The sequence below is a fragment of the Cutibacterium avidum ATCC 25577 genome (genome assembly GCF_000227295.1).
Taxonomy (GTDB): Bacteria; Actinomycetota; Actinomycetes; order Propionibacteriales; family Propionibacteriaceae; genus Cutibacterium; species Cutibacterium avidum.
Genome location: NZ_JH165054.1, coordinates 2340979 through 2359282 on the forward strand (window position 1 = coordinate 2340979; position 18304 = coordinate 2359282).

Annotated in this window: 16 protein-coding genes and 1 pseudogene; 9 read left to right on the top strand and 8 right to left on the bottom strand. The window is 64.0% G+C overall.

Going from position 1 to position 18304, the window contains the following annotated elements:
* Positions 1-16: 16 nt before the first annotated feature.
* The 3 genes from ftsL to mraZ all read right to left on the bottom strand — a co-directional run bounded on the left by ftsL (position 17) and on the right by mraZ (position 2062).
* The gene (gene ftsL, locus HMPREF9153_RS10475) at positions 17-370 is read right to left on the bottom strand and encodes a cell division protein FtsL (protein ID WP_021108644.1); all 354 of its coding nucleotides are present in this window, start codon (positions 368-370) and stop codon (positions 17-19) included.
* A gap of 107 nt (positions 371-477) precedes the next feature.
* The gene (rsmH, locus tag HMPREF9153_RS10480; RefSeq protein ID WP_004811808.1) at positions 478-1491 is read right to left on the bottom strand and encodes a 16S rRNA (cytosine(1402)-N(4))-methyltransferase RsmH; all 1014 of its coding nucleotides are present in this window, start codon (positions 1489-1491) and stop codon (positions 478-480) included.
* Between the two features lie 142 nt (positions 1492-1633).
* The gene (gene mraZ / locus HMPREF9153_RS10485; protein ID WP_004811809.1) at positions 1634-2062 is read right to left on the bottom strand and encodes a division/cell wall cluster transcriptional repressor MraZ; all 429 of its coding nucleotides are present in this window, start codon (positions 2060-2062) and stop codon (positions 1634-1636) included.
* A gap of 279 nt (positions 2063-2341) precedes the next feature.
* On the opposite strand from mraZ, the gene HMPREF9153_RS10490 reads away from it, so the two are divergent.
* From HMPREF9153_RS10490 to HMPREF9153_RS10500, 3 genes are read left to right on the top strand one after another with little or no spacing between them, the layout of a single operon-like run.
* Positions 2342-3385: an AAA family ATPase gene (locus tag HMPREF9153_RS10490; protein ID WP_004811810.1), complete on the top strand. Its 1044-nt coding sequence runs from the start codon at positions 2342-2344 to the stop codon at positions 3383-3385.
* On the top strand, positions 3382-4608 hold the full coding sequence (locus HMPREF9153_RS10495) for a DUF58 domain-containing protein (RefSeq protein ID WP_004811811.1): 1227 nt from the start codon (positions 3382-3384) through the stop codon (positions 4606-4608). Before HMPREF9153_RS10490 ends, HMPREF9153_RS10495 begins: the two co-directional genes overlap by 4 nt.
* Complete coding sequence (locus tag HMPREF9153_RS10500) at positions 4605-6824, top strand: transglutaminase TgpA family protein (RefSeq protein ID WP_004811813.1); 2220 nt, start codon at positions 4605-4607, stop codon at positions 6822-6824. Before HMPREF9153_RS10495 ends, HMPREF9153_RS10500 begins: the two co-directional genes overlap by 4 nt.
* 26 nt (positions 6825-6850) lie before the next feature.
* On the opposite strand, the gene HMPREF9153_RS10505 is transcribed toward HMPREF9153_RS10500, so the two are convergent.
* Positions 6851-7282, bottom strand: a complete 432-nt coding sequence (locus HMPREF9153_RS10505) for a DUF3040 domain-containing protein (RefSeq protein WP_004811814.1) — start codon at positions 7280-7282, stop codon at positions 6851-6853.
* 125 nt (positions 7283-7407) lie between these two features.
* Here HMPREF9153_RS10505 and gcvT point away from each other — a divergent pair, with 125 nt between their 5' ends.
* The 3 genes from gcvT to gcvP are packed head-to-tail and all read left to right on the top strand — an operon-like array spanning position 7408 to position 11929.
* Complete coding sequence (gene gcvT / locus HMPREF9153_RS10510) at positions 7408-8523, top strand: glycine cleavage system aminomethyltransferase GcvT (RefSeq protein ID WP_004811815.1); 1116 nt, start codon at positions 7408-7410, stop codon at positions 8521-8523.
* Between the two features lie 44 nt (positions 8524-8567).
* Positions 8568-8939 carry a glycine cleavage system protein GcvH gene (gene gcvH, locus HMPREF9153_RS10515; RefSeq protein ID WP_004811817.1) on the top strand — a complete coding sequence of 124 codons (372 nt, stop codon included), beginning with the start codon at positions 8568-8570 and terminating at the stop codon, positions 8937-8939.
* On the top strand, positions 8939-11929 hold the full coding sequence (gcvP, locus tag HMPREF9153_RS10520; RefSeq protein WP_004811818.1) for an aminomethyl-transferring glycine dehydrogenase: 2991 nt from the start codon (positions 8939-8941) through the stop codon (positions 11927-11929). The genes gcvH and gcvP overlap by 1 nt, the downstream gene beginning before the upstream one ends.
* A gap of 110 nt (positions 11930-12039) precedes the next feature.
* On the opposite strand, the pseudogene HMPREF9153_RS10525 reads toward gcvP, so the two are convergent.
* Both HMPREF9153_RS10525 and HMPREF9153_RS10530 read right to left on the bottom strand, forming a co-directional pair.
* A pseudogene (locus tag HMPREF9153_RS10525) lies at positions 12040-12733 on the bottom strand (FadR/GntR family transcriptional regulator).
* A gap of 185 nt (positions 12734-12918) precedes the next feature.
* A complete protein-coding gene (locus HMPREF9153_RS10530; RefSeq protein ID WP_004811824.1) occupies positions 12919-13608 on the bottom strand; it encodes a FadR/GntR family transcriptional regulator in 690 nt (229 codons plus the stop codon).
* Positions 13609-13766: 158 nt separating this feature from the next.
* Here HMPREF9153_RS10530 and HMPREF9153_RS10535 point away from each other — a divergent pair, with 158 nt between their 5' ends.
* Positions 13767-14291, top strand: a complete 525-nt coding sequence (locus tag HMPREF9153_RS10535; protein WP_004811825.1) for a gluconokinase — start codon at positions 13767-13769, stop codon at positions 14289-14291.
* 29 nt (positions 14292-14320) lie between these two features.
* Entirely contained in the window at positions 14321-15691 is a 1371-nt protein-coding gene (locus HMPREF9153_RS10540; RefSeq protein ID WP_004811827.1) for a GntT/GntP/DsdX family permease, read from the top strand.
* Between the two features lie 73 nt (positions 15692-15764).
* Here HMPREF9153_RS10540 and HMPREF9153_RS10545 read toward each other — a convergent pair whose 3' ends face one another.
* Positions 15765-16223, bottom strand: a complete 459-nt coding sequence (locus HMPREF9153_RS10545; protein WP_004811828.1) for an Hsp20/alpha crystallin family protein — start codon at positions 16221-16223, stop codon at positions 15765-15767.
* A gap of 120 nt (positions 16224-16343) precedes the next feature.
* Positions 16344-17072 carry an alpha/beta fold hydrolase gene (locus tag HMPREF9153_RS10550; RefSeq protein WP_004811829.1) on the bottom strand — a complete coding sequence of 243 codons (729 nt, stop codon included), beginning with the start codon at positions 17070-17072 and terminating at the stop codon, positions 16344-16346.
* A 50-nt stretch (positions 17073-17122) separates the two neighbouring features.
* Here HMPREF9153_RS10550 and HMPREF9153_RS10555 point away from each other — a divergent pair, with 50 nt between their 5' ends.
* Positions 17123-18289 (top strand): hypothetical protein, encoded by a 1167-nt coding sequence (locus HMPREF9153_RS10555; protein WP_004811831.1) that lies wholly within the window; start codon positions 17123-17125, stop codon positions 18287-18289.
* Positions 18290-18304: the final 15 nt, after the last annotated feature.

Consider the following 18304-nt stretch of genomic DNA (forward strand, 5'->3'; position numbering starts at 1 on the left):
GAACGCCGGGAATCGCTCACGGCTGACCCAGCTCTGGCTTGGCCGTCTCACCGATGAGTCCTGGTGCTTCCTTGCCGTCAACCCTCGTCTGGGTTCCCATCACCGTGCCAGTGCGCAGGTCGATGTAAGAGCCGTAGGGATTCGGCCTCATGCCGAGCTTCTTGGCCTCTTCCTGCAGGTTCTGCGGTCCTCGCAAGTGGTCGACCTCAGCCCCGAGCACGGCCTGCTGGTGCTGCAGGACGTTGAGATTGCGCGTCTCCTGGGCAATCTGCATGGACTGTGCCTGGATTGTGGTGTTGAGCACCAGGAGACCGGCCAACCCGGCAGCCAGCATGACGACGATGAGGATGGCGAAGCCGAGCCGTCCCATCCTCTGCTGCTGAACCCGCCGTGGCAGGGCCCGCAGCACCGGACGTAACGGGGCGGTACGCGCTGCGGCAACCTTGGCCGGGTGGGGACGCGGTGCTGGTTCGGCGCTCATCGGCTCTCCTTCGTCGCATGCTGAGAACTGACGGATCCTGGGCGGATCCGCTCGATGATCCGCAACCGTGCTGACGCGGATCGTGGATTCGTGGACACCTCATCGGCGTCAGGACGTTCAGCTCCTCGAGTGACAGGGCTGAACTTGGCTGCCATTGATTCTGGAACCATCGGCAGACCCGCTGGAGCGGTGTCGGCGCAAGCGTCCCGGAAGACTTCCTTGACTGGCCGATCCTCCAGGGAGTGGTAGGCGAGAACTGCCATCCGGCCGCCGACGGCGAGCCGGTCGAGTGCTCGGGGAAGTACCGCTGGAAGGGTCTCCATCTCGCGGTTGACGGCAATACGCAGTGCCTGAAAGGTGCGCTTGGCGGGATGCCCCGAACGCTTGTGCCGAACAGCGGCGGGGATCGCCTCGGAGATGATGTCGACGAGGCGTCCGGAGGTCTCAATGGGTTGACGATCCCGCTCTGCGACGATGGCCCGCACGATGCGATCGGCGAACTTCTCCTCGCCGTACTCGCGCAGGATCCGCACCAGGTCGCCTGGGGCGGACGCGTTGACGATCTCGGCGGCAGTACGTCCACCAGACTGGTCCATGCGCATGTCCAGCCGGGAATCGACGGAGTATGAGAACCCGCGGCCCACCTCGTCAATCTGCAAGGAGGACAGCCCCAGATCGAGCAGCACCGAATTCACGTTTCCCAACCCAAGGTCATCGAGGACATCGGGGAGCTCGTCATGGACGGCATGGACGAGATGGACGCGATCCCCGAACGACTCGAGTCGCGCACCCGCCATGGCCAGGGCCTGCTTATCCCGGTCGATACCGACGAGCTGTACGCGAGGGAACCGGTTCAGAACAGCTTCGGCGTGACCTCCCATACCAAGGGTGCCATCAAGGTGAACGGGGTTCTCGCCCTCGAGGGCCGGGGAGAGAAGGTCGAGAATGCGGGTGCGCATGACAGGGATGTGAACGGCATCGCCGGCAATGGCATCGGTCGCCATGAGCATCCCCTCCCCGGCATGGTCTGCCAGCAACGTCTTCGACCGGTGTCGACGACCCGTGGTCCGGGGTTCCGTTCCGGCTGAACCACCTGGCACAGGGGAAGTTGTGTCAGGGGGCCCGGTCGGACCGGAGCCGCGGATCACGCGATCACTGTTCGGCGAAGACCTCCTCGTTCATGTCGGCGAAGATCTCCTCCTGGGCTTCGGAGTACTTCTCCCACTCGGTCGCGTCCCACACCTCGACACGGGTGATCGCACCCACCACGACGATCTCCTTGTCGAGACCGGCGTAGCGCCTCAGCATCGACGGAATCATGACCCGCCCTTGCCTGTCCGGAGTGGTGTCGCTGGCACCGGCTGCCAACATGCGCTGGTAGTCACGAACCTTCTTGACACTCACCGAACCCTTAGCGATCTCCCGGGTCGTCTCCACGAAGGTTTTGGTCGGGTAGATCGCCAGACACCTGTCCTGGCCCCTGGTGATGACCAACCCGTCGTCCAACTCGTCGCGGAACTTCGCCGGTAGGAAGAAGCGGCCTTTTTCGTCGAGCTTTGGAGTGTGCGTACCCAGGAACACCGGGCACCTCCTTGCTCCACGATCGGGGCGATCTCCTCCACTTACCTCCACCATACTCCACAATGCTCCACTAAGTCACCATCCCGACTCCTCGACCTCCACTTCCCACCACTCCCACCGCGTGATGACGCGGTGAAGTGGGTGTCAGAAATGTCAATGTGAGTCCGAGAAGGCCGTTCGCCCCTGTTCGGAGGACCGCGACAGCGAGAGGGGCATCACCGTCAGAAGGCCCGGATAGCATGGGCTCCGGTCACTGCCGTGCACGCAAGGAGGATTCCGTTGAGCCACGAAGAACCGCAGCCGGTCCATCCGGCCCATTCCCAACCCCTCGACGACGTCGCAGCCCCAACAGCGACGATTGACGACGTGGTGGCCGTCACGAATGCCATCCGCTCGGCTGTGGCCGGGGTCATCGAGGGCAAGGACGGACGCATCGACACCGCCCTCGTGGTGCTGCTCGCCCAAGGCCATCTCCTGGTGGAGGACGTACCCGGCGTCGGCAAGACGATGCTTGCCCGTGCGCTCGGCCGCGCCATTGACTGCACCGTGCACCGCATCCAGTTCACTCCGGACCTGCTGCCCTCCGACATCACCGGCGTCAGCGTCTATGACCAGGAGAAGAGGGAGTTCGTCTTCAAACCCGGCGGAATCTTCGCCAACATCGTCGTCGGTGACGAGATCAACCGGGCCTCCCCCAAGACCCAGTCCGCTCTCCTTGAGGCGATGGCCGAGCGTCAGGTCTCGGCGGATGGTCAGACTCACGTCCTTGACGCCCCCTTCATGGTGGTGGCCACCCAGAACCCCCTCGAGATGGAGGGCACCTACCGCCTGCCGGAGGCTCAGCGAGACCGCTTCATGGCCCGCATCACCATGGGCTACCCGACTCGCCCCGCCGAGCTCGCCATGCTCGAACACCACGGTGCAGCCTCACCTCTCGACGAGGTCACCCCGGTCACCGACGCCGTGACGGTTCGGGGTCTCATCTCGGCTGTTCTCGGAGTCCACGTGGCAACCGACATCCATGAGTACGTCCTGGACATTGTCGCTGCGACCCGCAGTCACGAGTCCATTCGGTTGGGGGCGTCTCCACGCGCGGCCCTCCACCTGGTTCGGGCCTGTCGAGCTCGCGCTGCCATGAATGGTCGTGACTACGTCATTCCTGACGACGTCCAGGCCCTCGCCACCCTGGTCCTGGCTCACCGTCTGGTGCTCTCAGGACGCAGCGGGGCTGCGAGCCACGACACTGCCCGGGCAGCCGAGTCCCTCGTCAACTCGATCATGCGTCAGGTGCCGTTGCCCGAGCGAACCCATCAGGACCGATGAATTCCTCGTCGGCGTCCAACTCCCCTCGCCGCCGGGGGATTCTCACTACACGGGGGCGTGCCGTCGGAATCGTCGGCATCGTCCTGGCGGTCATCGGCTTGAGCATTGATCAACGGGACCTGGTCCGGATCGGCATACTCCTCATCCTGCTGCCCTTGGTCGCCACTGCTGTCGTGGCATGGTTTTGTCCACGGATCCGAACCGCGCGGAGTCTGGCTCCGGTGCAGATACCGTTGGGGTCCGAGACCGTCGAGACGGTGACGGTGGAGCGTCGTGGAGGATTGCCGCTGGGAGCGGCACGATTCACTGACACCCTACCCGCCGCCCTGGGCCAGGCTCGGTGGTCAGCCGGAATGATTCAGACGCCCGTCGTGCCCACCACTCGTGGCCGATTCACGATCGGGCCCGTCATGATGCGTACCGTCGACCCCTTCGGCATGGCCTGTCGCCACTCCGACCTCGGGGAGACAGCGGAAGTCGTCGTGACACCGAGAATCGTCGATCTGGGCCCTTCTGGAGAGCTCAGTAGCCAGGGCTTCGCCGCCAGATCCTCCGCCGTCAACGCCGGTAGGCGTGGTCCCGACGACGCCATGGTGCGCGATTGGCACACCGGGGACTCGGTGCGACGCATCCACTGGCGATCCACGGCACACCGCGGCGACCTCATGGTTCGTCGTGAGGAACAGGCCTGGAATCCGTCGGTGGTGGTCGTGCTGGACTCCCGTGCTCATCACCACGCCGGCGCCGGCCCCAACGCCTCCTTCGAGTGGGCCGTCAACTCAGTGGCGTCCATAACCACTCGGCTCAAGACGGACGGATACGTCACTCACGTCGTCGATTCGGCCGGTCCTCTCACCGGTAGTCTCCTCGAGGCACTCGTCGACGAACCGCTACGTCCTGACATCACTCTTGATGAGGCGGTCGAATCCTGCCGAGGAATTGACGGCCCAGCCATCGCGATCCTCGGCCGGCTGGAATCGGCTGACGTCGCGGATCTCGTGGACCTGAGACGAGACCGCGTTGCTGGACTCGCTCTTGTCCTCGACGCCGACTCCTTCACGGCTCGACGGTTCCGAGGAACCGTCGAGCAGGCCGCGGAACACGAACGAGCCCTGACCGATCTGTCCGACGCCGGGTGGACGGTTGTCCCCGTCAACTCCCACACCTCCGTCGAGACAGCATGGCGCCAGCTGCTCCACGACGGGAGGACGGCTATCTCATGAGCAATCCACGTCGCGCTGCCCAGCCTGAATCCCGGGTCTCGACATTCCTCGGACCGGTCGAGCAGCCACCCGAGTACTCCCACGGGGTGGCGATCCATCTTGCGGTCGCGCTAGCCATGATTCTGGCAACCCTGTCGCTGTCGGATCTCACCGCCGACCCCTGGTACTGGGTCGGACCGACGGCCATCATCGTCGTCATCGAAGCCGTAGCCCTGCTGTGCCGACGTCATCGTTGGGACCACGCCGAGGTGCAAGGCGTACAAGCCGTCCTCGTTCTCGTCATCGCCGCCGTGATGGGAGGAATCTGCGCATCCACTGCCGGTTCGTCAGGCAGTTTCCCGTTCAACTTCCTGCATCTCTACCGAGACACCATCACCCTCATCCAGACAACCGACGGCCCGCTGCCCCCGTCGATCGGCGTCATCTGGTTGGTGACGACAGTGGTCGGCGTCCTCACCGTCGTGACGGATCTGCTCACCATCACCTTGGAGAGCCCGGGCTGGTCCCTCGCCCCGCTGTTGGCAACACACCTCCCCGCTGTCCTGACAGCCACCAGCGATGCCCCGTGGTGGAGTTTCACCCTGGTCGCAGCCGGCTGGCTCCTCATCCTCGCCGTCGATCACGCACTGCGCGACGGCGGCCGACTGACCGGACCGTCAGCGGTCATCGTCGGAGCCATCACCATCGCCCTCGCGACGGTTCTCGCGACCATCGCCCCGGTGTGGGGCCACGTCGACCTGGCTCGCCCGTCAGGAGCCTCCTCGGCCCCGGTGCACATGAGTGATCCCACCATCGATCTGCGCCGAAACCTCCACAACAAGTCAACGGTGTCGGTGATCGACTACATCACCAACAGTCGTGACGGCGAATACCTGCGCATGACCTCTCTGCCCAAGATGACGGATCGAGGGTGGGGACTCGTCCCGGTCAACCTGGAGCACTCTGCTCCCGGAAAGGTTCCGGGACTGACCGGTCATTCGCAGACCCGCACCGTCGACGTCACCGTCAACGGCTTCTCATCGCAGTACCTTCCGGCTCCTTACGGTCCGATCGATGCTGACGTCGACCAGACCTGGGCCTGGGACCCCGACAGTCTGACGATCGTCTCGACCTCTGCCGATCGAGACCACGCGACTGACGACATGCAGTACAGCATCTCCGCCCAGGAGCCGGACCCTGATCCAGCGACCTTCGACGATGCGAAGGCCGGCATTCCTGACGGCACGGTCTACACCGATGTCCCGGACGCAGCGCCTACTGACATCAAGGAGCTGACACACCGAATCGTCAGGGGGAAGACCGCCCCGGTGGCCAAGGCCATCGCCATCCAGAACTGGTTACGTGACGACTCCCGGTTCCATTACGACATCAACGCCCCCGAGGGCAACGGCTTCCAGGTGCTCGAGACCTTCTTGCTGCGGACCCACCGGGGATACTGCATTCACTTCGCCGCGTCGATGGCTCTCATGGCCCGCATCGAGGGGATTCCATCACGGGTTTCCATCGGATTCCTCCCCGGGAGTCACAAGGGCGACAGCTGGAAGGTGCGTGCCAACCAGATGCACGCGTGGCCGGAACTGTACTTCCAGGACTACGGATGGGTGAGGTTCGAGCCGACTGCCGCGGTGGCCCCGGCACCGGCCTGGACCCGTAAGGCCGCAGCCACACAGTCTCCCACTCCGACCCCGTCGACCAGCCCGACTCCCTCGGCCCAGTCATCCGCATCGACGTCATCGACGCCGCCTCCCACGGCGTCCAGCACCCCGACAGCGTCGAGCAGCCCGATTCCCGTCAGCAGCACTGAACACGGCGGCGTTAACTGGCCGCTCCTCCTCGGAGCGCTGATCGTTTTGCTCCTGCTCGTCCTGCCGATGCTCACCCGCATCCTCATCTCGCGGCGCCGAATCTCGAGCGGGTCGGCAGCCGACACCTGGCAGGAGCTACGCGGACTGTGGATTGACCATGGATTGCCCTGGCCCGACGGCACGCCTCGCCACCAGGCGACCGCCTTGACCCAGGACATGGACGAGTCCACTGCACAGGCGGTGAATCGGCTGGCCTTGGCCGAGGAAAGGGACCGCTGGTCGGGCAGGGAAGGTCGTTACGACTCGATGGCTTCCGACCTCATGACGGCCAAGGACTGGCTCGGAAAGATGCACACCCCCAAACCACACTGGTTGGCTGTCTGGATGCCGACATCCCTCTTCATGAGGTGAGAATCACCACGACTGACGACCGTGTCTCATCGCGACTGACGTCGACGCCACCTCTCCTCCATCCGAGCGGTGAAGGAGTCAGGATTGCTCTCACGGCCCCCACCACGCGGCCGAATTCCATTGCTGCCCGGCATCGTGCCTTGGCCCGTGGACAGCAGCACTCCGACCGCAACGGCCATGATCACGAAACCGACGACGGCGAGGAGGCCACTGCTCATCACGACCCCGCCGACGATCCCTGCTAGACCCAGCACCATCATGCCTGAGCCAAGGAGGATCTGACGGCGACGGGCTTGACGATGCCGTCTCCGCCGCTGCTCCAGGGCATCCCCGGCGGGATGGGGACGACGGGTCGCCGAGGCCTTCCGCGAGAACGATCGGGCAAAGTCAGGGTCGTCGGTGGACAGATATTCCTCGAGCTCGGCAAGGCGCCGCTGCTCCTCTGCTGACAAGGGCATCTCGAACTCCTACCTGACCGGCCACGGAGCTTGCGGGGTGAACTCCGTCGTACGTCACCAAGTCTACTTCCTCAGTTCTGGCTGCGGGCAAGCACGCGGTCCCGCGTCATGCCATACTTCCAAGCATGACCACGCTTCGACGTACACCACTGGCGGCCGTATACGAGAGTCTCGGAGCATCCTTCACCGATTTCGCGGGCTGGGACATGCCCGTGCGGTACTCCTCAGACCTGGCTGAACACCACGCCGTCCGCAAGAATGCCGGCATCTTCGACCTGTCTCACATGGGCGAGATCAGAGTCTCCGGGCCCGATGCCGGGGCAGCTCTCGACTACGCCCTGGCAGGCAAACTCTCAGCCGTCGCGGAGGGCCGCGCGAAGTACTCCCTCATGCTCACCGAGGCCGGGGGCGTCGTCGATGACCTCGTGACCTACCACCTGCCTGACGGTGATTATCTCGTCGTTGCCAACGCTGCCAACACCGAAACCGATCTGACCGAGTTCTCCAAGAGGTGTGCCAGCTTCGACGTCACCGTCTCCGACGAGTCAGCTCAGACGGCCCTCGTCGCAGTGCAGGGACCCAAGGCCGTCGAGATCGTGCTGGCGGCCCTGGCGAAGGCCGACACCACCCTCGATTCCGACGAGGTCCGCGACGTCAAGTACTACCGCTGCCTGACCGGACAGCTTGACGGCTCCCCCACGCTCGTCGCCCGTACTGGATACACCGGTGAGGACGGTTACGAGCTCTACGTACCGGCCGAGGCCGCCGAACACCTCTGGAATCTTCTCATGGAGGCCGGCGGCGATGACCTCACCCCGTGTGGGCTCGCCTGTCGCGATACCCTGCGTCTGGAAGCCGGCATGCCCCTCTACGGGCATGAGCTGGGAACCGACATCCATCCCTCCCAGGTCGGCCTTGGGCGAGTCGTCAACTTCAAGAAGGAGGGTGACTTCGTCGGTCGCTCTGCCCTCGAGAACCGCGAGACGACTGATGACCGTGTTCTCGTCGGTCTGGCTGGCGAGGGACGGCGCGCGGCGCGCGCTGGCTACGCCGTCATGAATGAGGGCAATGAGGTCGGGTCCATCACCTCCGGCATCCTCTCCCCCACCCTGGGCCACCCGATCGCAATGGCTTTCGTAGATCCCGGTGTCGCCGCGGTTGGCACTTCGCTCAGCGTCGACGTGCGAGGTAAGGCCCTCGACGTCACCGTCGTCGAGCTGCCCTTCTACAAGCGTTCCTGACACCGTCCACCAACCCGCCCCCAGACAACCCCTTAGGAGCAGACATGGAACTGTCCGATCTCAAGTACTCCGCCGAGCACGAGTGGGTCGCCGTTGACGGCGACACCGTAACCGTCGGCATCACCGACTACGCCGCCGAGGCCTTGGGCGACGTCGTCTTCGTCGACATTCCCGAGGCCGGCAACGAGGTCCAGGCCGGATCGGCCATCGGCGAGGTCGAGTCCACCAAATCGGTATCAGACCTCTTCAGCCCGGTGTCCGGTACCGTCTCCGAGGTCAACGAGGCCATCTCCGAGTCGCCCGAACTCGTCAACTCTGACCCCTTCGGCCAAGGATGGCTGTTCAAGGTCTCCGGCGGACAGCTCGCCGATGACCTCATGGACCGCGACGCCTACCTCAAGCTCACCACCAAGTGATGACGATGACAGACCACGCTGGGGATCGGCGCGGCCTCGAGGGGCCGCGCCCCTTCTCGAGCCGCCACGTCGGATCCGTTGTCGAGGACCTGCGTCACATCGCCGAGACGGTCGGTGTGACCAGCTGCGAACAGATCGTTCGCGACGCCATCCCGGCTTCCGTCCTCAACTCCGACAGGAATGGCTCCTCCGTCCACACCCCGAGCCTGCCGCCCTCCGCCGATGAGGCAACCGCCCGGGCCGAGCTCGTTGACATCGCAAAGGGTAACCGTGTCACCCGCGCCCTCATCGGACGTGGCTACTACGGAACCCTGACCCCGCCGGTCATCCGTCGAAACATCCTGGAGAACCCCTCCTGGTACACCGCCTACACCCCGTACCAGCCGGAAATCTCCCAGGGCCGTCTCGAGGTCCTGACGATCTACCAGCAGCTCATCACAGATCTCACCGGTCTGGCTCTGGCGAACTCCTCTTTGCTCGACGAGGCCACTGCGGCCTCCGAGGGAATGCTGTTGGCCCGCCGCGCGTCCCGCAAGGTGAAGTCCAACCGTTTCCTCGTCCACACCCACGTCTTCGACCAGGTTCGAGACGTCGTCCTCGGGCATGCTAAGGCGGCTGGCATTGAGGTCGTCGAGACGGACCTGCGCAACCCGGGGTCCTGGCGACCCGAGGTCGAGGCTGGCTGTTTCGGCGTGCTGGCCCCCTACCCGGACAGCACTGGTGCGCTGTGGAACCCCTCCGAGGTTTTCGAGGCCGTCCATCAGGCTGGCGGTATCGCCATCGCCGAGTGCGACGTGCTCGCTCTGACCCTCATGACCCCGCCCGGAGAACTCGGCGCAGACGTCGCCATCGGCTCTTCACAGCGCTTCGGCGTTCCGATGGGCAATGGCGGACCGCATGCGGCATACATGTCGGTGCGCGCCGGTCTGGAGCGTCAGATCCCCGGACGTTTGGTGGGTGTTTCCACAGACGCCGACGGCAATCCTGCCTACCGTCTGGCCCTCCAGACTCGCGAGCAGCACATCCGTCGCGACAAGGCCACCAGCAATATCTGTACCGCTCAGGTGCTCCTTGCCGTCATCGCTGCCGCCTTCGCCATTTGGCACGGGCCGAAGGGGCTCACCCGGATCGCCATGCAGGTACGCGATCGCGCTCACCAGCTCGCCTCCGCCCTGCGCGCCGGTGGCCTCGACGTCTCCGATGATCTGTTCTTCGACACCATCCGCATCACCGCCACGGGCGGCGCCAAGGAGCTGTGGCACAGGGCCCGCGAAGGCGGGTACACCCTGGATCTCGTCGACGGGGACACCCTCCAGATCGCCGTGGACGAGACGGTGACCCCTGACGAACTGCGCGAACTCGCCCAGCTACTGGGCGGCGACAGCGAGAGCCTCACGTCTCCGACTGACGAAGTTTGGCCGGAGGATCTGCGCCGCACGACCGATTTCATGACGCACCCGGTGTTCTCGAGCTACCACACCGAGACTGCCATGATGCGTTATCTCAAGAGGTTGGCGGACCGTGACTACGGCTTGGACCGCGGCATGATTCCGCTCGGCTCGTGCACCATGAAGCTCAACGCGGCAGCCGAGATGGAGGCCATGACCTGGCAGGAATTCGGCCAGATGCACCCCTTCGCCCCGGTGGAGGATCAGGCCGGAAGCCTGAGGCTCATCAGGGACCTCGAGATCTGGCTCGCCGAGCTCACCGGCTACGACACCGTCTCCCTGCAGCCCAATGCGGGTTCCCAGGGGGAGTACACCGGCTTGGCAGCCATCCGCGGCTACCACCTGTCTCGTGGGGACACCGAGCGCACCGTGTGCCTCGTTCCGGCCTCGGCCCACGGCACCAATGCGGCGTCGGCGGCCTTGGCCGGCCTCAAAGTCGTCGTGGTCAAGTCCAATGACGATGGCACCATCGACCGAGACGACTTGGCTGCCAAGATCGCCGAGAATGAGGGTCGCATCGCAGCGATCATGATCACCTACCCCTCGACCCACGGCGTCTACGAGGACGGCGTGCGTCAGGTCTGTGACATGGTCCATGAGGCTGGCGGGCAGGTCTACATCGACGGGGCGAACTTCAACGCCTTGGTCGGATGGGGACAGTTCGGCCACATCGGCGGCGACGTCAGCCACCTCAACCTGCACAAGACCTTCGCCATCCCCCATGGTGGTGGCGGTCCTGGTGTCGGCCCCGTGGCTGCCAAGTCGCACTTGGCCCCCTTCCTGCCTGGGCACCCGCTCAATCCGCGCAACGAGCATCCGCTCAATGGTGGCGGGACGGTCACCCACGACGGTCACGCGGTGTCCGCAGCCCCTTACGGATCGGTGTCCGTGCTGCCCATTTCGTGGGCGTACCTGCGACTCATGGGTCTTGAGGGCCTGCAGTTCGCAACGGAGGTGGCTGTCCTCAACGCCAATTACATTGCGCACCGTATTCAGGACAAGATCCCGGTCCTCTACACCGGTCAGAACGGTTACGTGGCTCATGAGTGCATCCTCGATCTGCGCCCGCTGACGGCCGAGACGGGTATCACCGTTGACGACGTCGCCAAGAGGCTCATCGACTATGGCTTCCACGCCCCGACGATGAGCTTCCCAGTTGCCGGAACCCTCATGGTCGAGCCGACCGAGTCGGAGGACCTCGCCGAGCTGGACCGCTTCTGCGACGCGATGCTAGCGATTGTCGAGGAGGCTCGAATGGTGCAATCAGGTCACTGGCCTGCCGACGACAACCCGCTCGTCAATGCTCCGCATCCGGCCGCCCGCCTAGTGGCCGTCGAGTGGAACCATCCTTACTCTCGCGAGTTGGGCTGCTATCCCGGCATGCGTCTGGGCGTGCAGCGCGATCAGGAACGCGGGCTGGACGTCAGCGCCTTCACCCGGATCCAGGCCAAGTACTGGCCTCCGGTGGGCCGAGTCGACAACACCTACGGAGACCGTCACCTGGTGTGCACCTGTCCGCCTCCCGAGGCATTTGAGGACTGATTCGTTGGAGGACTGATCAGAGTCAGAACTGGCCGGGGCCCGATCCGTGTGGATCGGGCCCCGGCCAGTTGTTCGTCAGGGTGGGGAGCAGCCTCGCGGCTCGGGATGGGTCAGAAAGCTGCCTGCGAGATGACCCTGTCACTCCCCAGGACGAGGGCGCGGGTGGCACGCTCGGCAGCGTCGAGATCGCTCATCGTGATGGCATCAAGAATGTCACGATGCTGGACCAGGTTGGCGCGATCCTCCTCGGTCAGCTCTCGGTCCTCGTACTGCTCAGCAAGGTAGCTGAGCATCATCGGGACGTGAGCGACATACAACGGATTGCGAGTCGCCGCGAGAAGGCCACGGTGGAAAGCATGGTCGTGATGGGCGAGGCCCTTGGAATCACCATTACGAATGGCCTCTGTCATGCCGGACACGGCGTCCTGCAACAACTTGAGGTCGGCCCCGTCAGCACGTTCGGCCGCGAGTCGAGCCGCAGTGGGTTCCAGCGCAATACGCAGCTCGTTCGTCCAGGTCATCTCTTGCTCACGTTTGTTGCCAGACATGTGCCAGTGCACCACTTTGGGAGACAGCACGTCCCACTGATGGGGGTGGCAGCACTGTCACACCAACGTGGCGCCGGGAGCGCACCAGGTTCAAGGACTCGAGAATCTTGACTGCTTCGCGGCAGACGGAACGAGATGCTCCTGACTCCTGCTCGATGTCCTCCAACCGCAGCACGTCACCAGCTTGAAGATCACCGTCGACGATACGAGCGCCCAAGCGGCTCGCGACCGATGAAGCGAGGAATTCCTGAGGCATGAAAGGAACGATAACGCATGTCTCCCAACACGGCCCGATTCCCCTTGGGAAAGCTCACCAATTGGTATCGACAGTGCCGCGTAACAACGGTTTCATCCCCTCATAGGATGTTTACACCCCGCCGACGCGGGATTTCTTCGAGCTGTGCCTTTCCTGAGATCCTTTGAGGTTTTTCGAGGCAGTGATCACTGCGAACTCATTGCCTGGTGAGCCTCCGCGACGATCTCCCTCATGGCGTCCGCAGCAGCCTCTGGATCATGGGCAGCAACCGCATCCGCAATGTTGCGATGGAATCCAATCGCCTCTTGTCTAGGCTCGAAGGGCATGAGGTGAGTACGTCCTTTCAGGACGGCGGCGACAATATTGACGTGAGAGGCGACGAGCGGATTGTGAGAAGCCTGAAGTAGAGCGGTGTGAAAACCTATGTCGCAGTGCAGATACTCGTCAAGATCACCATCAGCGGCGGCCGCGATCATCCCAGTGACGGCCAGAGACATCGTCGCCGCTTCGTCTCGGGTGGCGCGCTTGGCGGCCAACTCGGCAGCCAGCGGCTCGACGGCCGACCTCAGCTCACTGATCCAGGTGATCTCCTCGTCCCTTCTGGGACCAGCCAGGAACCACTCAATGACGGCGGGGGAACTGACGTCCCACTCTGATTCATCCGTGACGACAATGCCAACCCGTCGCCGGGCACGCACCATGTGAAGAGCCTCGAGAAGCTTGACCGCTTCTCGGGTGACAGACCTGGAAACTCCGAATTCTGCGTCAAGTTCCTCGAGCCTCATCGCTGTTCCAGGAGCGACGTCGCCACTGACGATCCGAGCCCCGATGACGTTCGAGACCGTGATGGCCATAGAGGAATCTGGCATGACCATAACCCTAGCGATACCAACCCGCCCACACCTGGCACACAACGACGTCATGACCCTCTTTTCGGGATGTGATTTCAAACCCTAATTCCCTGTACAGATCTGATCTCAACGCGTACACTCGGTCAGGTCAATGACGACTGAGACATCTGGGGAGGACCTTCATGAGTGTCATCCAATCGCGCCACCGCGTGCCACCAATCGTTGTCATGGGTGTGGCTGGAGCTGGCAAGACGGACATCGGCGCCATGCTCGCCCAACGCCTCGACGTGGACTTCATGGACGGCGACGACCTCCATCCTCAGGCCAACATCGACAAGATGGCTTCTGGACACTCCCTCAGCGACGACGACCGGCATCCCTGGTTGGCGAACATCGCAACCTGGCTCGGTGAGCGCACTGACGGCGGGGCCGTCGTGGCGTGCTCGGCCCTCAAGCGCATCTACCGCGATCAGCTCAGGCGTGCCTGCCCGGACCTCGTCTTCGTCCATCTGGCCGGCGATCGCGAGGTCGTCACCGAGCGAGTCAAGGCTCGCGCCGGCCACTTCATGCCAGCCAGCCTCGTTGATTCCCAGTACGCCACCCTCGAACCCCTTGCCGCTGATGAGGTCGGCATCACCCTCAACTTCAACGCTACCCGAGAGGAACTCACCGACGAGGCAGCCACCTGGTTGGCCAACCTCGACTGACACCACACCCCGGACTCAAGGAGGAGTCAATGCCCGTCATCCTCGAGACAACGGCCGGCGCCGGCCAGTTGATCGCGGCAGCCATCATCGGATTCGCCCTCATCATCACTCTCATCACCAAGTTCGAGCTCCACCCCTTCCTCTCCCTGACGATCGGTGCGCTGACTGTCGGAGCCATCGCCCAGCTCTCCCTCACGGAAATGCTGGAGTCCTACTCCACGGGAGTGGGATCGACGGTCGCGTCGGTCGGCGTTCTCATCGCCCTAGGGGCGATCATCGGTAAATTACTCGCCGACTCCGGTGGCGCTGACGAGATCGTCGACACCTTGGTGTCTAAGGCCTCCGCCGCCACCCTGCCGTGGGCCATGGCCCTCATTGGTGCCGTCATCGGCCTGCCGATGTTCTTCGAGATCGGCCTCGTACTGCTGGTCCCCGTCATCCTGCTGGTGACCCGCCGGTCCAAGTTGCCCCTCATGAAGGTCGCCATCCCGGCCCTAGCAGGCTTGTCGACGATGCACGCCCTCGTTCCGCCGCATCCTGGCCCGCTGGCTGCCATCGGGCTGTTGAAGGCCGACCTCGGCGTGACCCTGGGGCTGGGCGTCCTCATCGCCATCCCGACGGTCGTCGTCGCCGGTCCGCTCTTCTCTCGGCTGGCTGCCCGCTGGGTGCCCGTCGATGCCCTTGACCTCTTCCTCAATTCCGATGAGAACGGACGCTCCGGTATTGCCCCCGGTCACCCGAAATTCTCGGTCACCCTCATGACCGTCTTGTTGCCCGTGATCCTCATGATGGGCAAGGCCCTCGCGGACATCCTTGCCAACAAGAGCACCGTCGTCCGCAACATCCTGGACTTCCTGGGCCAACCGATGTTCGCCCTGCTGCTGACCACCCTGCTGGCGATCTTCACCTTGGGCAAGGCATCCGGGATGGACAAGGAGGCCATCAGCGTCAGCATCGGAGCCTCCCTTCCTCCGATCGCCGGCATCCTCCTCATCGTCGCCGCCGGCGGCGGTTTCAAGCAGATCCTCGTCGACACCGGCATTGCCAAGCTACTGGCCAATGACATCACCGGATCCTCCGTCTCGCCGCTGCTGATGGCCTGGTTGGTGGCTGTCGTCATTCGGTTGGCGACCGGGTCGGCAACCGTCGCAACCGTCACCGCTGCGGGCATCCTCGAGCCGGTGGCCGCCACCATGCCGTCCACCCATGCCGCCCTGCTGGTGCTCGCCATCGGCTGTGGTTCGGTCTTCTTCTCCCACGTCAATGACGCCGGCTTCTGGCTCATCAAGGAGTACTTCGGCATCTCCGTGGGCGAGAACATCAAGAGCTGGTCCCTCATGGAGACGGTGCTGTCGGTCTGTGGCCTGCTGCTCGTACTGCTGGTCTCCGTCATCATCTGACCACACCTGCGCGACAACACACGACGGCCGGCCCCCAACGCGGGAACCGGCCGCCGTGTCAGTCCTCGAGGACTCACTGCTCCTGATGATCACCCGAGCCGACCTGAGCCTGGTCGACCGCGGCGTCGATGGTGGTCGAGCCATGCTTGACCTCCACCTTGCGCGGCTTGGCAGCTTCGGCGACCGGGATCGTCAAGGTCAGCACACCATCGGTGTACTCGGCCGTGATCTGATCAGTGGCCAATCCATGCCCAAGGGTGAGCTGGCGGGCGAAGGTGCCCATGGCGCGCTCTCGGGAGAGCCACTGCACCTCCTGGGACACCTTGGCGGCGCGCTCGGCGCGGATGGTCAAGGTGCGATCGTCGACGTCGATGTCAATGGACGCCGGGTCCACTCCCGGAAGGTCCACAGCCACCATGTAGTTGTCGCCATCTCGGTAAAGATCCATGGGAACCGCCACGGCCGCCGGCGTCCTGGTGACGTCGGAGAGCAGACGATCCATCTCACGGAACGGGTCAAAGGTACGAGCCATGTCAACACTCCTGTGGATTCAGCAGTTTCCTGCATCGACTCAGTCTGAGTCGTGATGACTCAAGTTTAACCATGAGTCACCCCGACTCAACAAGAGGGTTGCGTGTAGTTCGCTCAAGGCTCACATGTCCTGAACTCCGTTGTGCCTTCGATTGATGTGTCGACCGTTGGTGAGGAAGGGAACTGCGACGTCGCAGAACTCGTCCGCCTTGGTGATGTGGGTGCGGTGGCCTCCCCCAATGGTGGTCAATCTGGCATCCGGTAGAGCCTTCGCCACGTCCCGCAGCCTGTCCTGACGCAGGTATGACGACTTCCCTCCCCCGATGATGAGAACCGGCATCGCCATTCGGGCACATCCGTTCCACCACTGCGGATTAGGTTTGAGTAATTCGCGGCTGACCTTCCACACCATCTTGGGATCGAACTTCTTGCGTCCAGCCAGAGCCGCCACCTCCATGATCAGAGCGTCTGCGTATCTCCTCATGGGCGGAGGATCCTGTCGAACCCGTCGCAGCACCGGCATGTCCTCCAGCAGCACGCGATCGAATCGTTCAGGCTGACGTTGGGCAACCATTGACGCCACCAGAGCCCCCAGGGAGTGGCCAACCAGGGCACACCTTTCGATCTTGCGGGCGTCCATCTGCTCGATGATGTCGGTCGCGAAGGCCTCGAGAGGATAGTCAGTTCCCACTCCCCGACGAGTGTCGATGGGTCCGTGGCCCAGCAGGGACAACTGATGGACGGGAACTCTCTCGACGTTGAATGCCAGCACCAACCCGCCCCAGGTGGTTGGCGAACTGGTGATTCCATGGACAGCGACGACAGGAAGATCCGTGTTCACCTCTGGCACGATACCTGCGGCCGGTATTTCGACCCCACAACCACAGGAGGCACAGGCACATGGGAACGGTTCACATCCCCGGGGACGGACTCGTGGCTCTGGCCGCCGCCTTGAGATTGGCCCGGGTCGGACACGACGTCACCGTCGTCACCTCCTCACCGCGGTGGCGAGCTGACGCCGAACGTCCATTGGCGCCCGAGATTGGCGCCACCCTGGAGTTGCCCTCCGCGTGGCGGGACCTCTTCGCAAAATCTGGACGCGCGATGGAGGCAGAACTGGCTGGGATCGACATCGATCTGGTCGAGGAACCTGATCGCCACGTCCTGGCAGGAGATGAGACGGTGACGATGCCGACGGAACGGGGAGCGCAGATCCACACCGTCCGGGACCGTTACGGCGAGTGCACGGCGAACAAATGGCGTGAGGTCCTCGACCACGCCGATGACGTCTGGCAAGCTCGCCGTCGCAACGGAGTCGAGGACGCAGTGACCTCAAGACCCACCCCTCTCCCGGAGCCCATCCATGTCGATCTGTGCTCGCCTCTTGCCGAACTGTCCGCAGATGAGACCCAGCTCGCCGTCATGCGCGTCTTCGGATGCTGGAATCTCGTCGGCCCCCAGGGTCCCACCGACCTTCAGCCCTTGTTGGACCTCCTCGACCAGAGGCTGATCAGACGCGGAGTGAAGATCGATCCGGCCCCGACACCGACCCCGGACGCCATCATCGACACCATCCCCCCACCCCCTCGCCGTTCCTGGTGGCGTCGCGCGCCTCGTCCCTGGTCATCCCCCACCGTCACCGTCACCACCAATGACGAGCAGCCCGCTCACGACAACATGGATCACAGGATGGAGTGGCGGCCCGAGGGACTCGTCGAGACATGGACCTGGTGGGACGGCACCCAAACGCACCGGATCCGCCACGACCACACCCACCCGGTCGCCGACCCTGGCATGGGCACCGTGTGGTCGGCGTGGCGGGATCGTCCCCCCATGGCATGGAGTCTGCACGGATCAGTTCCAACCCTGCCCGCCTCTGCCGCCTCCCATGGCGGCCCGGAACCCTGGGCGCAACTGTTGACCGGGGCTCTGGCGGCCTATCTCACCCACGAACGTCTCACCGGAGAGGACATTCGCCCCACCAACAAGGCCATCGGTGCGGCGGGTCGTCCGCGGCGAGGGCATGGTTCCACCAATGGGGCCTCCGCGCGTAAACTTGCCCGTTAGCCCCGCGACACCGAG